At 46.6% G+C, this 21,118-nt stretch carries 14 protein-coding genes; 6 read left to right on the top strand and 8 right to left on the bottom strand.

Features of this window, described 5'->3' with window-relative positions; genetic code table 11:
• Nucleotides 1-12 precede the first annotated feature (12 nt).
• Nucleotides 13-1,239 carry an outer membrane protein transport protein gene (locus IM638_06280; protein MCA6362626.1) on the top strand — a complete coding sequence of 409 codons (1,227 nt, stop codon included), beginning with the start codon at nt 13-15 and terminating at the stop codon, nt 1,237-1,239.
• Between the two features lie 11 nt (nt 1,240-1,250).
• Nucleotides 1,251-2,603, top strand: a complete 1,353-nt coding sequence (locus IM638_06275) for a hypothetical protein (protein ID MCA6362625.1) — start codon at nt 1,251-1,253, stop codon at nt 2,601-2,603.
• A gap of 67 nt (nt 2,604-2,670) precedes the next feature.
• Here IM638_06275 and IM638_06270 read toward each other — a convergent pair whose 3' ends face one another.
• Complete coding sequence (locus IM638_06270; protein MCA6362624.1) at nt 2,671-6,696, bottom strand: S8 family serine peptidase; 4,026 nt, start codon at nt 6,694-6,696, stop codon at nt 2,671-2,673.
• Nucleotides 6,697-6,938: 242 nt separating this feature from the next.
• Here IM638_06270 and IM638_06265 point away from each other — a divergent pair, with 242 nt between their 5' ends.
• From IM638_06265 to der, 3 genes are all read left to right on the top strand, one after another.
• Nucleotides 6,939-8,177 carry a hypothetical protein gene (locus IM638_06265; protein ID MCA6362623.1) on the top strand — a complete coding sequence of 413 codons (1,239 nt, stop codon included), beginning with the start codon at nt 6,939-6,941 and terminating at the stop codon, nt 8,175-8,177.
• An 861-nt stretch (nt 8,178-9,038) separates the two neighbouring features.
• Nucleotides 9,039-9,920: a GTPase Era gene (gene era / locus IM638_06260; GenBank protein MCA6362622.1), complete on the top strand. Its 882-nt coding sequence runs from the start codon at nt 9,039-9,041 to the stop codon at nt 9,918-9,920.
• A 31-nt stretch (nt 9,921-9,951) separates the two neighbouring features.
• Nucleotides 9,952-11,256: a ribosome biogenesis GTPase Der gene (gene der, locus IM638_06255; protein ID MCA6362621.1), complete on the top strand. Its 1,305-nt coding sequence runs from the start codon at nt 9,952-9,954 to the stop codon at nt 11,254-11,256.
• A 6-nt stretch (nt 11,257-11,262) separates the two neighbouring features.
• Here der and IM638_06250 read toward each other — a convergent pair whose 3' ends face one another.
• From IM638_06250 to IM638_06220, 7 genes are all read right to left on the bottom strand, one after another.
• Nucleotides 11,263-11,976, bottom strand: coding sequence for a pseudouridine synthase (locus IM638_06250; protein MCA6362620.1), 714 nt, complete (start codon nt 11,974-11,976; stop codon nt 11,263-11,265).
• Between the two features lie 29 nt (nt 11,977-12,005).
• Nucleotides 12,006-13,247: a class I SAM-dependent methyltransferase gene (locus IM638_06245; protein ID MCA6362619.1), complete on the bottom strand. Its 1,242-nt coding sequence runs from the start codon at nt 13,245-13,247 to the stop codon at nt 12,006-12,008.
• Between the two features lie 56 nt (nt 13,248-13,303).
• Nucleotides 13,304-14,638 (bottom strand): hypothetical protein, encoded by a 1,335-nt coding sequence (locus IM638_06240; protein MCA6362618.1) that lies wholly within the window; start codon nt 14,636-14,638, stop codon nt 13,304-13,306.
• A gap of 59 nt (nt 14,639-14,697) precedes the next feature.
• Nucleotides 14,698-15,489 (bottom strand): DUF1365 domain-containing protein, encoded by a 792-nt coding sequence (locus IM638_06235; protein MCA6362617.1) that lies wholly within the window; start codon nt 15,487-15,489, stop codon nt 14,698-14,700.
• A 269-nt stretch (nt 15,490-15,758) separates the two neighbouring features.
• Nucleotides 15,759-17,990: a T9SS type A sorting domain-containing protein gene (locus IM638_06230; protein MCA6362616.1), complete on the bottom strand. Its 2,232-nt coding sequence runs from the start codon at nt 17,988-17,990 to the stop codon at nt 15,759-15,761.
• Nucleotides 17,991-18,247: 257 nt separating this feature from the next.
• Complete coding sequence (locus IM638_06225; GenBank protein MCA6362615.1) at nt 18,248-19,516, bottom strand: FAD-dependent oxidoreductase; 1,269 nt, start codon at nt 19,514-19,516, stop codon at nt 18,248-18,250.
• A gap of 2 nt (nt 19,517-19,518) precedes the next feature.
• Nucleotides 19,519-19,971 carry a D-tyrosyl-tRNA(Tyr) deacylase gene (locus tag IM638_06220; GenBank protein ID MCA6362614.1) on the bottom strand — a complete coding sequence of 151 codons (453 nt, stop codon included), beginning with the start codon at nt 19,969-19,971 and terminating at the stop codon, nt 19,519-19,521.
• Nucleotides 19,972-20,362: 391 nt separating this feature from the next.
• Between IM638_06220 and IM638_06215 the strand changes: the two genes are divergently transcribed.
• Nucleotides 20,363-21,115, top strand: coding sequence for a response regulator transcription factor (locus IM638_06215; GenBank protein ID MCA6362613.1), 753 nt, complete (start codon nt 20,363-20,365; stop codon nt 21,113-21,115).
• The last annotated feature ends 3 nt before the right edge of the window (nt 21,116-21,118 follow it).

The raw sequence follows: 21,118 nt of genomic DNA, 5'->3' as shown, positions 1-21,118 counted from the left end.
AACTACACACAAATGAAAAAACAACTCCTTACAACAGCATTATGGCTGGGGGCAGGTTTAGCGGGCTGTGTTTCGGCACAGGGCTTTCAGGTAAACCTGCAGGGACAAAAGCAACAGGCTATGGGTAGCGCCGGAACTGCGCTGCCGATGGACGGGGCTGCTGTTTTCTTTAACCCGGGCAGTATTTCTTTTCTCGAAAAAAATCACATCACTGCCGGTGCCAGCGCCACTATCGGGAATACTGCTTTTCAGGATGCCAACACAAATGCAGTTTACCGTACCAATTCGCCCGTAGGCACGCCGTTTGCCGCTTATGCCGTTTACGGTATGCCCGAAAGCAAACTCAAATTCGGTCTTGGTGCCTATACGCCTTTCGGAAGCACAGTTAGCTGGGAAGATGGCTGGACAGGCCGTTTCATTCTTACACAACTTCAGCTTCAAACTATTTTTATTCAGCCTACAGTAAGCTACAAAATCACCGATAAAATTGGTTTCGGTGCCGGTTTTGTAATTGCTCCGGGTAAAGTAAATCTGCAGCGCGATATACCTGTGTTCAATGGTACAGACTATTCACATGCCGAACTCGACGGAAGTGCACTTGGCTATGGATTCAATGCAGGTCTTTATTTTCAGGCCACTGAAAAACTTTCGCTTGGTCTTACCTATCGTTCGGCTGTGAAAATGAAAGTAACTGATGGTACGGCTACATTTACCGTACCGCCGTCGCTTGATGCAAATTTCCCCGACGGTACTTTCTCTGCCACACTGCCGCTTCCGCAAATTATTTCGCTGGGTGTAGGTTATAAGGCTTCCGACAAACTCAAACTGGCGTTTGATTTTAATTTCGGCGACTGGAGTGCATACGATACACTTGCTTTCGATTATGCCACCAACACCTCATCGCTCGAAGACACCAAATCGGCACGTATGTATGAAAGTTCGTTTGCATTTCGCCTCGGTGCGCAGTATGCGCTTACACAATCGTTCATGCTTCGCGCGGGTGCGGGTTATGCCATTTCTCCGATTCAGGATGGCTACGTTACACCCGAAAGTACAGATGCAAACCGTCTGAACCTTACCGCTGGTTTGGGTTATAACATTGGTGAGCACCTGAGTGTGGATGCTTCATTCACATTCACCCAGCTCAGCCGAAAAGACAAAAACCTGGAAAGTAACCTCGACGGAACGTTTAAAACGTATGCAAACATTCCCGGTCTTTCCGTATCGTATCACTTTTAATGCCTGCCCAGATGAAACAGTTGAAAACATTTTCGCTTGTGCTGTTGAGCAGCGCAGTACTCGTGCAATCATGCAAACCCGAGTTTGACGAAATAACGCCCGACAAAGGCAACCTGAATGCTGCAAAATATGTGGCCATCGGAAACTCAATTACTGCCGGTTATGCCGATAATGGTCTTTACTACAAAGGCCAGCAGGTATCATATGCCAACCTGCTTGCAGAGCAACTTAAGCTGGTGGGCGGCGGCGAATTTAAAATGCCGTATGTCCCCGAAACATCGGTAGGTGTGGGCGGATCGCTGAATGCGCCGCTTAAATTGGGTTATGCAACCGACTGCCGCGGCATTACCGGTCTTGCTCCGGTACCCGTTGCTGCCAGTGGCGATGTCAATATTTTCCTCAACAGCATTGCTGCAAACGGCCCGTACAACTGTGTAGGTGTGCCCGGTGCGCGTGCAATTGAGGTAGTATATCCCGGCTTTGGTAATCCGGCTAATGGTCCCGGATTGTTCAACCCGTTCTTCACCCGTTTTACAGACGATCCGGCGAATTCATCAATGATGTCGTATGCCGCCGCGCAGAATCCTACTTTCTTCTCGCTGTTTATCGGTAACAACGATGTGCTTGGTTATGCGCTTTCGGGCGGAACTACAGGTGCGGTAACGCCTTCGGCTGGTCCGGCAGGTGTGGGTTTTGATGCGTCTATTGACCTTACTGTAAATACAATGACCGCCAATGGTGCGCAGGGTGTAATTGGTAATGTGCCCGACATTACTTCAATTCCTTATTTTACTACAGTGCCGTGGAATGGGTTAACCCTTGATGCGACTTCGGCCGCTCAGCTTTCTGCGGCCTATGCTGCGCTGGGCATTACGTTTACAGCCGGTGCCAATGGATTTATCATTGAAGACGCTGCTGCACCTGCGGGTTTCCGCCAGATTCAGCAGGGCGAACTTGTACTGCTTTCTGTACCGCAGGATTCGCTCAAGTGCGCCGGCTGGGGTTCTACACGCCCCATTCCCGACCGCTATGTACTTGATGCCGGTGAAATTGCGCCCATCAATGCAGCAGTGGCCGCATACAATGTAAAACTTCGCAACGTGGCCGATGCAAAAGGTCTTGCCTTTGTGGATGTAAACGCATTCCTTGGTGCAGCCCGCACAAGTATTGTATATAACGGCGTTGAAGTAACAACCACATTTGTTTCGGGCGGCGGCTTCTCGCTCGATGGTGTACATCTTACTCCGCGCGGAAATGCGTTGCTTTGCAATGAATTTATCAAAGCAATCAATCTCAAATACAATTCAACCATTCCGCAGGTTGATGCTACAAAATACACGGGTGTTGTTTTCCCGGCTAACTAATTAATAAGTACACTTACAAAAGAGTGGCGGATTCATTTTTGAATCCGCCACTCTTTTGTGCTTTCAATTATACAGCCACTACCGAGATAAGATCTTTACGTACAAAACGAGTGAAATTGTCGGGTGTGGTACCGCTGATGTTGATCACAGCATTGTATGTACCGGTGTTGCGTAAGGTAAAAGAGGTGTTAAACACAGGGCCGTTGACCAGTTTAGGTAATTTCTGGCCTGATGCTTTGAGCAACTCGGGCAGGGTTGTGTTGTTTACTTTTTCTTTTAGCGATGAATAGGTAATGGTAGGAATTGTTTCGGAGCCGGCACTGAAAATGCCCGGTTTCCCTGCTTTAATATACTCGGCATTGAGAAGTTGAAGTTTGCGGAAATCGGCATTGGCATCTTTGTCGATTTTGCCCGGATCAATTTTTTTGAGTTCGGCTGCATATTTCTGAAGCAATGCCTTTACGTTGCCTGCCGGTATATTCAGGTTTACTTTGAAGTTGCCGGCAGAAAAGGCGGTGTCTCCGTAAAGCAATTGTGATACAAGATTGAAGCTGGTTCCGGCTTTCATGAGCTGCACACTATTGGGTATGTAGAGCTTGATTGGTGATTTAACAAATCCGCCTACGGTAAAGCGGGTGTGCGTTTTAAGTGTGGTTTCCACTTCAATGGTCCAGTTGCCGGCGGCCGGTTCTTCGATGCGGAGCACTACATAACTTTTACCCACTGTGCGTGCAACGAGTGTAGATTGCGGGTGTACCTTGCGACCTTTCGGATCGATAAGCCGCACCGAAATCTGACTTGTGCTTTTAGGCGCGTGTGGTGTAAACTTCAGTGCCTCGGTAAACCAGTTTACGGAGAACGTTACACATTTAGCTCCTTTTTCTACAAATGATTTTACTGTGGCGTAAGATGCAAACGCCGATGTGTTTGTGATGATGCTTTCGTCGGTATCGGCAACCTGACCGCGAATGTAGTTGTAAATTTCGCCAAGGTCTTCAATCTCAGGCATCATGTAATAGCGGCCGTTTGTACGTGTGGCAATTTCCTGCAGGCTCACTGCATCGGCAGCGGCCCCCATTGCACAGGTGTAAACCGGCATGTTTGCAGGCCAGCCCGCACTTACAATACTCAGTGCGGTTGGATTGGCCGAATTGCAGCCGCCATTGTCATATCCGTCGCTAAGCAGCACAATGGCTTTTTCCTGATCGGCCGGACCTGTATTCAGCAACGCACGCCCGTTTTGCAGACCTTGTCCCATGTAGGTGCAACCACCAAAGGCAATCGCATCAACAGCATTCTTTGCATTGTCTTTTTCGGTGTTGCTTACAATCTGTACAATATTGCCGGCATTGTGATACTCGTTTACTGCCGTGCTGCCAAAGCTCACCACAGCGGTTGAATCATTTACCGACATGAGGTCGATAAAGTTTTTGGTGGTAACGCGTGTGGTATCTACATAACCATACGAAATCATACTTCCTGAGCGGTCGAGCACAGGCACCACACACACCGGGTTTTCAACCGTACGTATGGCATTGTCAATTACATATGCAAAATCCTGCCACGGCGTTGCATTGGTAAACGGAGGCTGTGCATTGAATGTAACGCTCGTGGCTACAATCCGCATGCGGTAGCGGCTTATCGGGTTTTGAATATACACGCATTCCAGGTTGTTGCGCGCATCGGCTGCACCGCCGGTTACAGAAAATCCGGCGGCATTAAACGTATTACCCAGATAAAGCAGGCCGGTTGTGCCGTCGGGTAAAATTTCCTCAACTTCGAGATTCAGGTTGTTTACCAGTGCCGGATTTGCATTGGCTGCACCGGGACAATCGGAGTAGGCCATAGTAATGCGCAATGGTTTATTGTGGTCAACCACTACAATTTCGCGCACATACGATTGGCCGTTTGCGGTAAACACCACATCGGCAGTATTGCGGTCGAAGAAAATTTTTGGCCCCCGGTCGGTCGTTTGGATCAGCATGTTTTCAAGGCTCACACGGCCCCAGCCCTGATCGTTGTTGGGAATGGCGGCAACAGCAACCGGATGAAGTGCATTTACCGAGCCTACGACTGACGAACCACTTCCGGGGTTTGCATTTCCACTCAGCCATACATATAAAATTTGTGCTGCATTATCATAAAACCACTGGCCTGCTCCTGTTACGTTAATTAAACTGGCTTGCTGAGTCATGGCAGTATTCCCGAAAAGTAATTGAGCTGGGGCGTAGGGCAGGGGCCTGCGGTAAATGCTGCCCGAGTGATTTACCCAGCTGGCTGTATCGTTAGGGCTGGAAGAATTGTTAAGTCGCTTCCAGTTTTGTCCGCCCGATACATCAATTGCTGCATTTACAATTGCCGCTTTCGCCAGAGCCGGAGAAGGATTTACACCTCCGGTTCTGTTTCTCCACCATTCGGTAAAAAGAGCTGCAAGACCCGAAACAACTGGTGCAGCCATTGATGTACCTGTTTTTGATGTGTGTTGTGCATGTGCCGTGCCACCTGTGTCGGAATATTGACTGTTGGTGCTTGCCGATGAACGGGTTGACACAATATCAGTTCCGGGTGCAATTACAGTAGGGAAAATCCTTCCGTCGGCCGAAGGCCCGCGACCGGATGACGGATTGATGCCGCGTATATCATCAGACGGGAAGCCTTCACCGGCTCTGCTGTTTAACGAATTTCCAACCACAATACTGTTTTTGGCAGCATCGGGCGAAAGCAGTGTACTGTTTGCACTATCACCTGCATTGCCTGATGCAAACACTATACAAAGAGGTTGGTTTCCAGCGGTATTCGAGTTGCCGTCGCGTGTGCCTGAATCCACCTCGCGGCATCGGCTGTCGTAGTTGTTGTTAATACTTGTACTTCCCCAGCTGTTATTCATTATTACCGCACCATTGTTGCCTGATGCCTGAATGCGTTGGGTAACAGTTGTGCTTGCACCCGTGTCGATGGCATTTACACTTCCGAGTTGTGCTTCGGGTGCAATTCCCTGTCCGAGAATAAAGCCTTGAGGGTCGGTATCGCCTGTTGCACCGTTACCAGCAATGATGCCGGCTACATGCGTGCCATGTCCATTCGTATCTGTGGTTACATTTCCAGCAGTTACATCATTAAAAAATACAAAACGGCCACGTATATCGGCATGTATTGTAGGATTTCCCGGGTTCAGATCGTGCGTATCAATACCACTGTCGCAAACAGAAATGATTACGCCGGTTCCGCCGGTTAGTCCGAATTCATTGAGTTTATTGTTGAATCCGGTAACCGGTGCCGTATTCGGAGCCGCTACGTTGTTCAGCGCCTCGGCAGTAATTGAAGCAGTGCGTTCATCGGTTCCTACCGGGTCATCATCATATTCAATCCATCTTACATCAGGATTTAATGCAAGAGTTTGCACAAGCAGGGCATCGCCCAAAACACGAAATACATGATAGTGATTGCCCTGTACTGTGTTGGGTAGTGTTTCAAGAACAATTTTGGCTTTTTTGTCTGTAATTATTTTCCGTACTTCAGTTATTGCAGTGCTGCCCATTACTGCAATGCCGAGATACTTTATTTTACCCTTCATTTTCAGCAATTCCGGCTGCACACGGTAAGCGGGTTCAAACGGTCCCCACCACGCAATGGTGTCAAGTTCTTTCAGGCGTGCAATGGTAGCGGCATTAGCAGTGACAAACAAACCGCACTCGCCCATTTTCTCAATTACATTAATGCCCAGTGCTTCCACTCCTTTGATCCAGGTTTGTACTGGCGGCGCCACAAATTGCACGAGGTAGTGTGTCCAGTTCTGGAGCGCCGTTTTAGTAAGTGCAAGTTCCTTTGGCAGTGCCGTACTTTTCTTTGTATCGGCAGTATTAATGGTGTAATTGCCAATGCGCATCAGGTGCACATCGGGCAGGAGTTGTACGCGGTAGCCCAGTTTTTCAATGGTGCTCACCTGTTGTGTATCCAGTTCGGTAAGAAAGCCTTGCGGCATTTCGCGCAATACCGGCAAAGCCAGTTTACTCAGTTTGGTTTTGCTGAATACCGGCCCTGTTATTTTTTCATTCTGGCCGCTTCGTTGTGAAATGATTGCTTTTGTTTTCATTGCAGAGGTTTTTTGCAATAATAAAAAGACCGTATATGCGTTACCGGAAAATGCAGGGCATACTTTTTAACCGAAATACTTTACCAGCCTGCAGATTCATCAGATGGCCTTTGTTTACTGGCAGTGTAAAGTAGTTCTGTTGATTTTTTTCCGGTATAGTCAATCCGGCATTCAATCCCGGGCAGCCTCACACCAGCAATAAACTTCGTTGTATCTTTACATAAGGCAACACATTTTGAGACATGAAACTTTACCGGTATTTTATTTTATTCCTGCTCCCGGCATTTTATTTCACCAATGTATTTGCGCAAACGCGCGAACATTATATTACCGGTGGAGCCAACGTGGGAATTTTTGGCTGGGCACCCTCGCCAATGACAAAAATCAGCGGCAACCGGCATTACAGCCGCACACTCAACCCGGTAGTGGGTTCTGTGATTGATAACAACGGCAGGGCGCATTTTTCACTGCTTACCAATTCAACCGCCGGGCTTACGGGAGGTTACATCAGGCGTAACGGAATAAGCAAAAGCTACACCGGTTTTTTTGCCGAAGTACAGGCCAACCGCATTTGTTATTCGTTTGATCCGCCCTTTACATTTTCTGTGCAGGGCGATACATTTGGCGGCTGGCTGCAAACCGACCGGTACCTGAAATATGGCGTGGGTGTTGAGTTTTCGTGGTATCGTGGAAATACGAGTACAGGCGATGGGGAACAGTTCCTCTACAGCCGGCTCGGTTTCAGTCAAACCAATTTCCACCGTAATTTCGATCGTAAAATTGAACTCGGATACGTGGAAGATTGGCGCGAAAACGGCCGCGGCATGGTATCGCGCATTATTGCCTATAATCCGCAAAGTTTTATGATCAGTGCCGAATTCGGTATGCGCAATTTTGCCTTCGACCGCAGCCGGATGCTCGATTTTGGCGTGGCGGTACATGTGCCGTTTAAACATACATACACCGAGGAATATGAGTTTTATGAAGGCAATGTATCGGTAGGGAAAGGTCAGTTGAAGTATCTCGGCGGTTCGCTCAACTTCAGTATTCGCTATTCATTTAATTATGAGCTGCCCGAACCCAAACCCCGGCCCGAGAAAACAGAAAAGCCGGATACCACCTTCCTTGCCACCGTAGATACTACAGGTATGAACCTCGACGTGCAGGGACAAATGACCAGCGGCGAACAGGAAATTGAAATTGCAGTGTGGGATAAAAACGAAATAGACGGCGACCGAATAACGCTTATCGTGAATGGCGAAGTGGTACTTTCTGACTATACACTCAAACGCCGTAAAAAAGTAGTGAAAGTTAAGCTCAAGCCCGGACAGAATTATGTGGTAATGCGTGCCGAAAATCTTGGTACACGTCCGCCCAATACCGCAGCAGTGGAGGTGCGCACCAAAGACAAGCGGCGAAATGTAACGCTGGTATCCACCAAAGAAAAGAGTGGTGCGCTGGAAATTACGTACAATCCCTGAACAGGTTCAATACTTACTGTCGGGATTCTTCATTCATGAAGCGGGTTTGTGGCAGGTTATGCGCATTCACTTGCTTTCGTTTGTAATGATATGCAGAGGTGCATTCTTCTCTATCTGTGCAATTGGTTTAACTCAATCCCTTTTTACAATATTACAGACAGCCCGCTTGAGGGTTGGGGTTGATTGTTAAATCCGGCATAAATAAGTAATGAGGGGAAGACATTTGCCTGAGACGAACCGGATATAAAAAATGAAACAGCGCGTCTAACCCCTTAAACGCGCTGTTCCGAGAAGATGGTTGATGCACCTAACCCCTTAAATGCATCAAACCTTTTTCGATTACCGGGCGGTAATCACTACAAAAATAATCATAAAACAATAGTAATACTATCTAATCGTTGTTTTTTCTATTAAATAAGGGTTTACCAGTAATCGCATTCACAGAAAATTGATGCATTGTGAACCTTCGTTTACTGGGGAAATTGCTGTAAATAGAGGGTTTTCATTACAGTGAATGTGTTGAGTGTCGTTTTGTGTGCTAAGCTTGATCTGTTGAAAACTTATGCTTTTTTTCTAAGCTAAAAAACGTGGTATTTGTCACAAAGGATTCCAAAAAAGTAAAATATCTATGAAAAAGCACCATTTTTGGGCCCCATTCGGGCTTTGTTTGATCGGAGCGGGGGTGAGTATGGCTATTGATGCCGGTTTTGTCAGATCGGGCGGAGGCAGCTGGTTTTGGTACGGAACGCTTGCGCTTGTTGTGCTGAACAGCGGGATTTGTGTTTTTGGTAAAGCGGTGGTAGAACAGCTTCGTGCCGAACGCAGGAATTGATTTGCAGCAGGGTTTCTTACCTTTGCGGCATGCATAAAGCCGGATTTGTAAATATTGTAGGCAACCCCAATGCCGGGAAGAGCACGCTGATGAATGTGCTGGTGGGTGAACGTCTTTCTATTATTACCCCCAAAGCACAAACAACCCGCCACCGTATTCTGGGTATTGTTAACGCCGATGATTACCAGATTGTGTATTCCGATACGCCCGGCATGCTTCGTCCGCGCTACAAAATGCACGAAGGCATGATGCAGTTTGTGGGTACGGCTATTTCCGACGCCGATGTGCTGCTGTTTATGGTAGATCTTACCGATGATGAACCTTTTCCGGAAGAATATTATAAACGTATAGTAAACGGTAAGGCACCCTTGCTTTTGCTGCTCAATAAAATTGATGCGGTTAGCGACGAACAGGTGAATGCCGCAATTGCCCACTGGAAAACTGAATTGCCACGGGCGGAAATATTTACACTTTCGGCACTTAAAGGTATTCATGTGGAGCAAGTTCTGGCCCGCATCCTGGAGCTGCTGCCCGAGCATCCGGCCTATTATCCGAAAGATGAACTTACCGACCGCCCCGAGCGTTTCTTTGTATCAGAAATAATCCGCGGTAAGGCGTTGGAGATTTACGACAAGGAAATACCCTATTCGATAGAGGTGGTGGTGGAGGAATTCAAGGAAACTGAACAAATTATCCGCATCCGTGCACAGATTTATACGATGCGTGAAACGCAGAAAGCAATCATTATCGGACACCAGGGCAAGGCCATAAAAGAACTTGGGACCCGCGCCCGGCTTGCGATGGAGGAGTTTCTTCAAAAGAAGGTATTTCTGGAAATGCATGTGAAAGTGGACAAGGACTGGCGCGACAGTGAGCGGCGTTTGAAGGCATACGGCTACCTGCCGCGGTAAGCATTGCCCGTTTTACGTTACCTTTGCGGCCATGTCGAATCTTGTGGCCATAGTAGGCCGCCCCAATGTGGGCAAGTCAACCATCTTTAACCGCCTCACCGGATCGCGTCAGGCTATTGTCGATCCCACTGCCGGCGTAACCCGCGATCGTCATTATGGTCATGCCGAGTGGAATGGCCGCCGGTTCTCGCTGGTGGATACGGGCGGCTATGTTCAAGGCTCCGACGATATTTTTGAAGACGAAATCCGCCGTCAGGTAAAAATCGCTATCGAAGAAGCGGCCATTCTGCTTTTTGTGGTGGATGCCGTGGAGGGCATTACCCCGCTCGACGAAGCCGTGGCCGATTTGATTCGCCGCAGCAAAAAGCCCGCTTTGCTGGTTACCAACAAAGTGGATACACCCGAACGTCTGGCCCTTTCGGCCGAGTTCTACAGCCTCGGACTCGGCGATCCGTACAGTATTTCGGGCATTAACGGCTCGGGTACGGGCGAACTGCTCGACGAACTTGTGGCGCAGCTTGGGCCTGAACCCGAAGAAGAGCAGGATAATCTGCCCCGCTTAGCTATTGTGGGGCGTCCCAACGTGGGCAAATCATCGTTTGTAAACGCGCTCATCGGCGAAAACCGCCACATTGTAACCGACATTGCCGGCACCACCCGCGATGCCATTGATACCCGCTTTACCGGTTTTGGCTTTGACGTGCGCCTGATTGATACAGCCGGTTTGCGCAAGAAAAGCAAAGTACACGAAGATCTTGAGTTCTACTCGGTAATGCGCACCCTGCGTGCCGTAGAAGACTGCGATGTATGCCTGCTGATGATTGATGCCACACAAGGCCTCGAAGCGCAGGATATGAATATTTTCCACCTCGCCATCAAAAACAACAAAGGGGTGGCTATACTGGTTAACAAGTGGGATCTGGTAGAAAAAGACACCAAAACGTCAAAAACGTTTGAAGAAACCATTCGCCAGAAACTTGCGCCTTTCCGCGATGTACCTATTCTTTTTATCTCGGCTACTACCAAGCAGCGCGTGCTCAAAGCACTCGAAATTGGTATGAAAGTTTACGAAAACCGGAGCCGCCGCATCGCCACTTCGAAGCTCAACGAAATACTGCTGCCCATTATCGAAAACCAGCCTCCGCCCTCACTCAAAGGCAAGTACGTGAAAATTAAATACGTGATGCAGCTGCCCACCAAAACGCCCATGTTTGCGTTTTTCTGCAACTTGCCGCAGTATGTAAAAGATCCGTACAAACGTTTCCTTGAAAACAAACTCCGCGACGAGTTCGACTTCAACGGCGTACCCATTGCCATTCTGATGCGCAAAAAGTAAGCGTAGTTATAATTCAATTTCAAGTTCGCGCAACAGCCGGTTTTTTTCTTCCGGTGTGAGGTGCCTCCACTGTCCGGGTGCAATACCTGTAAGCTGCAGGTGCATAATGCGTATGCGTTTGAGCAGGGTTACTTCGTAACCGAGTTTCCGGCACATGCGCCTGATCTGACGGTTGAGGCCTTGTGTAAGGATAATCCGGAATTGCTGAGGGGCATTTTCGACCGGGAATGTGAGTGCGGGCCGCGTAAGTTTCCCCATAATTTCAACGCCTGCGGCCATTTGCTGTAAGAACGCAGGACTTACCGGCGCATTTACCTGCACCACGTACTCTTTCTCCTTATTCATTTCACTCCATGCAATGTGCTTAAATACTGTGCCATTGTTGGTCATAAGCAGCAAGCCTTCCGATTCCTTGTCGAGACGCCCAACGGGGTAAAGCCTTTCGGGAAAGTGAAATGCGGTGAGGAGATTGTCAGCAATATTTTTGTTGAGCGTACATTCCACACCACGCGGTTTGTGAAAAAGCAGGTAGGTGAAATTGGTTTCTTCGCGCAGCACATTGCCATCGAGTGTAATTTGCTGGTGAGGCTCAATTTTGGCCGAAGGGGGCAATGCATTCCCGCTTACCCGCACACGTCCGGCTCCGATAATTAAATCGGCCTCATCGTTTGATATTTTCAATGCGCGCGAAATGATGGTGCGCAGCCGCAATACCGCCATGTGTGAATTGCGTGGGGTGAATGATGAGATTAATAGGATAAATTGTTGGGCCTGCTGTAAAGAAGTTGCAGCACGTTAATGTTGCGCATCGCAAACGCCGCTTCGCAATAGCAGAGGTAGTAGTTCCATTTGCGGGCAAAGCGATCATCAAAGCCCAGCGTTTTTATTTTGTCTTGCGCGGTGTTAAAATTGTTTCGCCAAAGCGCCAGTGTTTTTGCGTAATGTTTGCCGAGATCTTTTACATCGAGCAGTGTCATATCGCCGGTGCGGTTTATTGCATTGTTCATGGCGCCCAGCGAGGGCAGCAGCGAGCCGGGGAAAATATGTTTCTGAATCCAGTCCACTCCTGTGCGCAATTCTTCAAACCGCGAATCGGGGCAGGTGATCACCTGAAGTGCGAGAAGTCCGTCTTTTTTCAGCAGTTTGTGACACTGGGCAAAGTAGGGCTCAAAAAACTCGGCACCCACGGCCTCAAGCATTTCAATACTCACAATGCGGTCGAAACTGCCTTTGATGTTGCGGTAATCTTCAAGCCGTATCTCCACCAGGTGTGTCAGTCCGGCTGCATTTACCCGTTGTTGTGCAAGTTGCTGCTGTTCTTTCGAAATGGTGATGCTGGTAACTTTACAGCCAAATGTACTGGCCATGTAAATGGCGTTTCCGCCCCATCCGCTGCCAATTTCAAGCACGTGATGTTCGGGGCGGAGATGCAGCAATGCACTGAGCCGCGCATATTTTGCCTGCTGGGCTTCATCAAGTGTCATCCCTTCGCGTTCGAAATATGCACTTGAATAGGTCATGGACCGGTCAAGCCAGGCAGCAAAAAAATCGTTACTCAGGTCGTAATGTTCGCTGATGTTTCGCTGTGAGCCCGCTTTGCTGTTCTTCCGGCGGCGATGTGTAATGCGGTTCCAGAAACGAAGTATGTTAAGCACCGTACCCTTGGCACTGCTGCCCGAAACGGTAGGCGCATTGTCAATATTAAGCAGCATCCACGAAATTACAGCCGTAATATCGGGCGTGTTCCAGAGCCCGTCCACATACGTTTCCCCAAAACCAATATCGCCATACAGCAGGCAGCGGCGGAAAAAATCCGGGTCTTTGATTTCGGCGCGGGCATGTATGCCGCCTGTGCCGTCGCCAATGCGTAATTCCTCTCCCGAGGGCAGCTGTAATTCGAGCCGTCCGCGCGACATACGCATAAGCAGTTCAAGAACTGTGCGCTCGTAAAACGAACCACGGGCAGCAGGATAGGCAGTAGCTTGCGACATATTCAGGTTTGCGTCAATTTACGCGAAAAAGGCTCTGACAGATTTCAGGCAGGAAATTACAAGTCATTATCCCACAAAATCCGTCCCGTATTCAAATCAATACAGCACATCTGGAGCTGACTGATCACGATAAGTTTATCGTCAGCTATTTCGAACCAGCGAAAGCGGAATTCCGGATTTCCATCCGAAAAAACAGTTTCAAAAGCACCTGCAGCATCCGCTTTGTCGGGATTGAAATAGTAGCGGTTCAAACGGGTAGTCCACTTTTCGCGGTACGAACTTTTATCAGCAATTTCCAGCGAAGTGAGCATGAGTTTGCTGGTGTCTGTTACGTCTGCACTGTGCATGATAAATGCATTACGGCCATTCATAAGGGCAGTGTAGCGCATGTAGGAGGATGAATTGCTGTTGATGTCTCTTTTGTTTCGCATCAGCTCCGTAGTATCGCGCTTTATATTGTCAATTTGGCGGTAAGCATCCCGTTCGTCGTTACTCATTTCGCTGAACCAGCCCGATTCGTCTGTCAGGCGCGGAAACTGCTGTCTGAGCTGGCGGATAATTTGCGTGAGAGAATCTGTTTCATGGTCAATTGCAGCGATTTCTTTTGACCGTAATGCCGCAAGATGCATAAGATCAGTAACCATCAGGAATTCGCCTTTTAAGTATGAGTTTTTGAAACCGGTAGGCTTATATTGATATTCTACGAAGCGTCTTGGTTCACCTGAAAGACTAACCGTTTCCTCTTTTGAAAGGCGCAGCGAATTGTTGGTTATGCTGTTCGATGATGACCAGCTGTCGTTGCACATAATCTCTTCGGTAGTTTGCCGGAGCGTTTTGGCTTTTGGGTCGAATGCGTAACGAAAGCCGGCAATGTCAGAAAGCATTACATTTTTTTGATCCACACTCATTCCGTAGTGCCGGTTGATTTGAGACCATTCGCATACGGCAAATTTAAAGCCGGTAAACGGAGCTGTAGCGGCAAGTTGAGTTTGGGTTTCAATTATTTCCAGCGTTTTCGGACTCCGGCTGTGAAAGCCAAGTTCGGGATTCATGCTGAATAGCCAGATTTTTTGATCGGCAATGCCCAGTACAAGGCATTCACTTTCTTCCATGCCTTCGCCAAGTTCAACCCGTGCAAGGAGTTTACCCGTAGCCACGTCGTAGGCAGAAAGACGATATTCAGAATATCCCGAAATACGGGTCATTCCACCACCCGACGATTTACTGGTGGCCTGGAAAATTTCTTCGCGCGCAATGATACGCGCCCCCGAGTTATCGTGATAAAGCAACACGCATTTAATATCGTCAGCGCGATCTTCCATTACATCTTTATGAAAGCACGAGCCAAGTGTTGTAAGCAACAGCAGAAGGAGTGTAAGGCGGAAAAGCATAGGTAAATTTAGGAAATAACAGGAATTGCAAAAAAATCCGATGCACAGGTGGACCACAATTAATGGTCTTTCCTGTAAGGCCGCATCACTTCCCGCTGCAAATCTGCATGTTCGGCTTTACGGAAGAAGCGGATTTTTTTGAACCAGAGCCTCAGTGCATGCCAGTGGATAAGTGTAATAACCTGCAAGGTGATAAAGGGAAACCGTAGTCCGAAACCAAGAAGCCGCAATGTACTCAGCGGCTTTTGAATGCCGGTGAGCGTACTTATAAAAATGCGTCGGTCTTTTGAATAGTCATCTATCCGTATGTTCAGTTTTTCCGAAGGCACAAAAAGTGAAAAGTCAAATTCTGCGTCATGTTCAATAAATGGGGATACATAAAAATACTTCGGTTGTCTTTTGTTGAAGCACTTGCCGTTGAAATTGGAGCAGTCAAGCAAATACAGTTTCATTTCATGAAATGTATTCCGAACCTCTGCAACAACATATAAAGGCGCTCCGGTTTCATTAAAACAATAATAAAACGAAACCGGATTAAACACATAGCCAAGCACACGCAGATGAGTGAGCAACATTACCTGAGCCGGTAATTCATTCACGCCCTGTTGCAGTAACCAATTGTTAAATGATTCGCGCAGAGGCAGAGGTTTTTTTTCATCGGCCTGTATGTGATCGCGGTCATAAAATCCGAATAGATTAAACCGGTTTCTGCTGATAATGGGAATACGTGAAAGTTCCTGATCTAACGTGTCCAGATTAAGATAAAAAAAGAACAGCCCGTAGTGAAACCGATGTTTTTTCGGTTCCAGCCGGTTATGCATTACAGTAGCGCGGTACAGACAGGATTGCATATAATGTATAAAGATAGGTGAAGTAAGAGTATTTAAAGAATACTGTTATTTTTGAGAGGAGCCAGAAGCATTTCAATGATTGATTATTCTAAAGTCAGATTTACGAAATATATGCGCTTTGCGTTTGGAGGAGTGCTTAATTCTAAAAATTGTCTTGTAGATTGATTTAACTGAGGTGTAAAGAATAGTCCTATACAAATGTTGGACAAAAAAGAGGAGGCTGTTTCAATCGTTGAAACAGCCTCCTCTCTGATAATGCTTGTAGTTAATTAATGCCTGATAACAACGGGTTTGCTTACAACTTTATGTGCAGTCTGAATTTGCAGTTGATAAACTCCGGCCGGGAGACTGCGTACATCTACCATTGCAGTCTGGCCGTTTAGCGGGAGCACAACAACGGGTTGACCAAGCATATTGAAAAGAGTGAGGCTGCCGGAAACGGGAGTGCTGAGGTTAACCTGAACAAATTCGCTGGCGGGCACCGGATAGACTTCAGTGTTGACTGCGGTCTGCACCGGTAGCCCCGTTGGATTTACAATTGTATTTACCGTAGTATTGGTAATAATTGCCGGGTTGATGTCGAAATAAATGTATGCGGTGTTCTCAATTACTGAACCAGCAGCCAGGTTGGGATCCTGTGCAATGGTGTAGCGCAACCATCCATGACTTAGTGGTTCATTGCTGTTGCTGTCGGGCAGATTTATATTGTTGAAATTAAACTTCAATACATTGCCCTGCAGATAATCCACTTCCATGGTGTGGCTGCTTCCCAGAATCTGTAGTGTAGCCGGGTTCAGGTTATTGTCGAGTGTGTCGAGAATAAAGATATTGTACGCCACATCATTACCGGTATTCTGAAAGTGCACCGTATAGTCATGTGTACGGTTATTGAGTACATCGCCATTGGCAAACATACCGGGCACGTTTACTTCTTTGATATTCGGATCATAAGAGTTTATGACCGGATAACACATGTGTATGGTGTCGTTTTGCGGATTGGAGTCGGGTACATTGGGTGTAAAGTAAAATGTAAAGCAGAGTGAGTCGCCAATTTGTGCACTGCTGTCTGTAAGCAGTAAAAAGCAATCCCAGAAACTGTTCCAGTTAAACGTTTGTGTAGTGGTTAACGGCCATGTCAGTACATTTCCATTTATGGTGGGCGTAAACGATGAATCGCATGAACTTACAAAACTAACCAGCGGATCAAGTATCAGTGTTGCAGTGCCACTCGCCGCATTACAACTTGCAACCAGTACCGATGTGTAAAGGCTTCGGATTGTTCCCGGTCTGAATGACCATGCTGTGATACCGGTACTAAAATCAACAGATGTTTGATTGCAGACCACCGCAAAATCCTGTGTAAGATTTGTGCTGGGGGGGATTGTAATTGTAGTTGTGAAACTTTGGGCACACGACATTGAATAGCCCAGGTTATAAACAAGATTGCTTACATCAAGATCATAAGTGCCCGGCGGAAGATCCAATGAATAAAATCCGTTTGCATCAGTAAAATCGGCAGTAAGGAAAACATTGTTTTGATAAACCGAAACACTGGCTATATAGCTGATTTCTTCTCCCGTGTTAAAGGTGCATGATAAATCCAGATCGTCGAATATATGTCCAGATACTGAGCCGCAGGAGTCGCTTAGCTCCACAAGATTTTGTGAAAATACAGTATCTGTAATTCCGGATGTTAATTCGGTAATTATTGCCATTACACTGTATGTGCCAGCCGATTGGTACTGGTGGTAAAAACCATAGGTGATGGGGAAAAACGGTGGTGTGTTATATGCGTATGCCGGGGCAATGGTATCGTGGCCGTCGCCAAAAAATACCTGAACCTGAAAAACCGGCGAGGCCACATCGGTATAATAGACAGTAGCACCGCGAATGAATGCAACACCGTTGTTAGTATTGAAACAGGTAACAGCCGCCGAGTCATCTACATAATGATTGAAAAACGCAGTTGTGTCTTTAATCGGGAAGTCGATGGTATTAGTTGCGGAAGCGGTAAAAGGAAAAGAATCGGTAAGGCCACAGGATAACGGAGGTACAATGTAACTCATGGTCTGCCATATTTCAGGCTGAATTTTATAATTTATTCCCTGAAGTACGGAGCCTGTATATTGTCCGCTAACCATATTGGTGCCCATGTACTGAGATGCGTCATAATCATTGACCCACACTTTTAGTGTACAAGCTACCGGTATATCGCCAACATCATACACACAATTACTGTTATTATCGCGAAATACAGTGCCGGTAAGGTTGTTGCAGGTGGTGGTAAGTGTAATTCCGTTTACCCACACTGCCGTGTCTGTAACATTGTTCGGGAAGCGGGCAATAACGGTTACTGTATAGGCTCCCGGATTTGAATAGGTGTGATTGATAAACGCGGAACTGTAATTTGAGAGGTTCAGATAGCCCGGATAAACCGGAGTAGAAGTGAGAACGGGTGGTGTAGCATCACCAAAGTCGAACGAATAATCTACAGAGTCCACATACGGTGTACATGTGGGACATTCGGTCGTAATCCAGCTTGAGGCAGTTGCGGACGTTGAAAAGCATCCGTTTCCCCACAGGGAGGAATTTGATCTGTTTATAGTTTGTGAAAATCCGCTTTTTACGCTGCAAAAGGCAAGCAGTATAAAAAAGTGAGTAGTTTGAATTGCATGAGAAATGAGGTTAGTATAAAAATGATTTCAAAAGCTAATCTATGGCGATTCTGGCATTCTCAAAACCCAGATACGTGAACTTCTTACGTATTCATATTCGCGTAATCAGTTTTCCGGATTAACATTTTGCACAGTGAATCAGCAGAAAGCAGGGCGTCTTCGTGAAATCCATATCTGAAATAACTTCCACAAAAGTAAATGCAGTCTTTTCCATTTAATTGGGTTAATTCGGTCTGCGCCTGTTGTGCGGCCACATCAAAAAGCGGATGCTCGTAGTCGATTTCAGTGATGATTTTTTTGGGGTTAATGGCATCGGCGCCATTAATTGACACGAAGTAATTCTGCTTTTCCGATACGCCCTGCAGGCTGTTCATCCAGTAGATGGTTGAAGGCACAAGGTTTTGGCCAATGCGGTAATTCCATGATGACCAGGCGCGGCGCGTGCGTGGCATCACCGTTTCGTCGGTATGTACGATGGCGCGGTTGGGCTGGTAGCGGAAACAACTAAGCAGCCGTTTTTCTTGCTCAGTGGGATTTTGCAGCATGCGTAATGCCTGATCGGCATGGCAGGCAAGAATAACTTTGTCGAATGTTTGCGTATGGCCGCTTTGTGTGCGCACTTCGGCTTTGCCGTTTTCGAGGCGTGTTACAGCCACAACGGCATCATTCAGGCGAAGCCGGTCTTTGTAAGGCGCAATAATTTTATCGCGGTACATTCTGCTCCCGCCGGCAACAGTGTACCACTGATGCTGTGTGTGCAACCCCAGAAAGCCGTGGTTATGAAAAAAGCGAACCAGCGTGTATGCCGGGAAGTGCAGCATTTTATCAGGCGGGGTTGACCATACTGCACCGCTCATGGGAATGAGGTATTTCTGCAAAAAATCATCGCCCAGACCGAGTCTGCTGCAAAATTCGGCGATACTCAGGTGGCTGGTTTCGCTGCGTTCGAGCAGTTTCACGCTCTCGCTGTTGAATCGCGAAATCTGCATGAGCATTTTAATAAACCGCACACTGAGCAGGTTCTTGCGCTGTGCAAACAATCCGTTCAATCCTGATCCGCAATACTCAAGCCCGCTTTCTGTATGTTGTACACTAAACGACATGCTGGTGGGTTTAGTATCCACATTCAGTTCACGAAACAAATTTGTGAGCAGGGGATAGGTGATGTGGTTAAACACCATAAATCCGGTGTCGAAATACACGGGCGATCCGTTTTCATCCACTGAAATCGTATTGGTATGTCCGCCTGCATAACCTGCTTGTTCAAACACGGTAATGTCATACTTTTTGTGCAGAAAATATCCGCAACTCATACCGGCAATTCCGGTTCCGATGATGGCGAGTGAGCTCAAGCTTATTCTTTATTTTTTGTATCGATGAGAATAGTCACCGGTCCGTCGTTCAACAGAGTAACTTTCATGTCGGCTCCGAATACACCGGTGGCTGCTGGTTTTCCGAGCTGGATGCCGGTTTCTTCAATAAATTTTTCGTAAAGCGGCACCGCCACGGGTGGTTTTGCTGCGCGGATGTAGGAGGGGCGGTTGCCTTTTTTTGTGGCGGCGTGAAGTGTAAACTGACTCACAATTAAAATCTCGCCATTTACATCGCGCACTGAAAGATTCATCACACCATCTGCATCAGCAAAAATACGGAGGCTGATTATTTTCTGAGTCATCCACCGGATGTCTTCATCTGTATCGGCATCTTCAAAACCTGCCAGTACCAGCAGGCCATGGCCGATCTGGCTGTGTTCATTTCCGTTGATGTGAACCGATGCATGAGTAACTCTTTGTATAACGCAGCGCATAGTTTGCGAATGTACGAATAGCGGATCGTTGCGGATGTATGTCGCAACAAGCTATTTTTTGATTTTCAGGAATCAGGATTAAAATTGTTGGTAATGTTTAAAATTATTCTATTGATAATCAGCATAAATATTTTTTTTGACTAATTATCGCAAGCTGTATATGTGAATTTAACCTATTAATTGCGTTATTTATCTCAATTAAGTTAATGTTCTTTCTCTGTATAATTGCTGCTGATTGTTTGAAATATGTATAACAAGTTTCAAGGAAACTATTTTTGTTTTTTTACGTCTTACAAACAGTACATAATCCTATATAATTAATACCGATTTCATTGTTTCCCTTTTTCAATGAAAGCTCATCCCCTCTGATTGGTTTAACAAATGTTAAAACATGTATAAACATCTCAAGGCTGTGCTTGTCGATGATGAACCATTGCTAACAAGTGTACTTAGCAATTTACTTCAACATCATTGTCCTCATATAGAAATACTGGCTACATTCAATTCGCCTGACGAAGCACTGGAAGCGATACCTGATTTATCGTTTGATTTGCTTTTTGTAGATGTTGAAATGTCGGTAATGACTGGTTTCGAGTTACTTGGGAAAATAGGAATTCATTCATTCGAAGTTATTTTTGTAACCGCACATGATACGTATGCAGTGAAAGCATTTCGATATAATGCACTCGATTATCTGCTTAAGCCGGTTGATGTGCACGAATTGATAGCTGCGGTTAAAAAAATTGAAAAAAAGGTATTGTTTGATGTTACGCCTCCGCGTCTTCATTTGCCTGAGCAATCAGCATCTAACGAAATACCACAGCGTTTGCCGGTAGCATCTTCAGACGGCATACATATAATTGATATTGAGAATATTCTTTATATGGAAGCATCCTCAAATTACACCACGTTTCATTTCAGACAGGGTAAATCAATTACAGCATCGCGTAATTTGGCTTTCTTTGAAAGTCAGTTATCGAAAGTCAGGTTTTTCAGAGCACACAATAGTTTTCTGATTCAGTTGCGCTACATTACCCGTTATATAAGAGGAGAAGGTGGATTTGTGGAGATGATTGATGGCAGGCAGCTGGAAGTTTCACGAAGACGCAAGGCTGATTTATTGCGGATTTTAAATATTAGCTGAGTT

The organism is Bacteroidota bacterium (assembly GCA_020402865.1).
In the GTDB taxonomy this organism is placed as follows: domain Bacteria; phylum Bacteroidota; class Bacteroidia; order Palsa-965; family Palsa-965.
The sequence above is the reverse complement of the archived record's forward strand: the minus strand, read 5'-3'. Positions and strand labels throughout refer to the sequence as shown.

Excerpts from the sequence above, each read along its gene's own strand:
- IM638_06280 (MCA6362626.1), top strand. The coding sequence starts at position 13 with ATGAAAAAACAACTCCTTACAACAGCATTATGGCTGGGGGCAGGTTTA.
- IM638_06275 (MCA6362625.1), top strand. The coding sequence starts at position 1,251 with ATGAAACAGTTGAAAACATTTTCGCTTGTGCTGTTGAGCAGCGCAGTA.
- IM638_06270 (MCA6362624.1), bottom strand. The coding sequence starts at position 6,696 with ATGAAAACAAAAGCAATCATTTCACAACGAAGCGGCCAGAATGAAAAA.
- IM638_06265 (MCA6362623.1), top strand. The coding sequence starts at position 6,939 with ATGAAACTTTACCGGTATTTTATTTTATTCCTGCTCCCGGCATTTTAT.
- era (MCA6362622.1), top strand. The coding sequence starts at position 9,039 with ATGCATAAAGCCGGATTTGTAAATATTGTAGGCAACCCCAATGCCGGG.
- der (MCA6362621.1), top strand. The coding sequence starts at position 9,952 with ATGTCGAATCTTGTGGCCATAGTAGGCCGCCCCAATGTGGGCAAGTCA.
- IM638_06250 (MCA6362620.1), bottom strand. The coding sequence starts at position 11,976 with ATGGCGGTATTGCGGCTGCGCACCATCATTTCGCGCGCATTGAAAATA.
- IM638_06245 (MCA6362619.1), bottom strand. The coding sequence starts at position 13,247 with ATGTCGCAAGCTACTGCCTATCCTGCTGCCCGTGGTTCGTTTTACGAG.
- IM638_06240 (MCA6362618.1), bottom strand. The coding sequence starts at position 14,638 with ATGCTTTTCCGCCTTACACTCCTTCTGCTGTTGCTTACAACACTTGGC.
- IM638_06235 (MCA6362617.1), bottom strand. The coding sequence starts at position 15,489 with ATGCAATCCTGTCTGTACCGCGCTACTGTAATGCATAACCGGCTGGAA.
- IM638_06220 (MCA6362614.1), bottom strand. The coding sequence starts at position 19,971 with ATGCGCTGCGTTATACAAAGAGTTACTCATGCATCGGTTCACATCAAC.
- IM638_06215 (MCA6362613.1), top strand. The coding sequence starts at position 20,363 with ATGTATAAACATCTCAAGGCTGTGCTTGTCGATGATGAACCATTGCTA.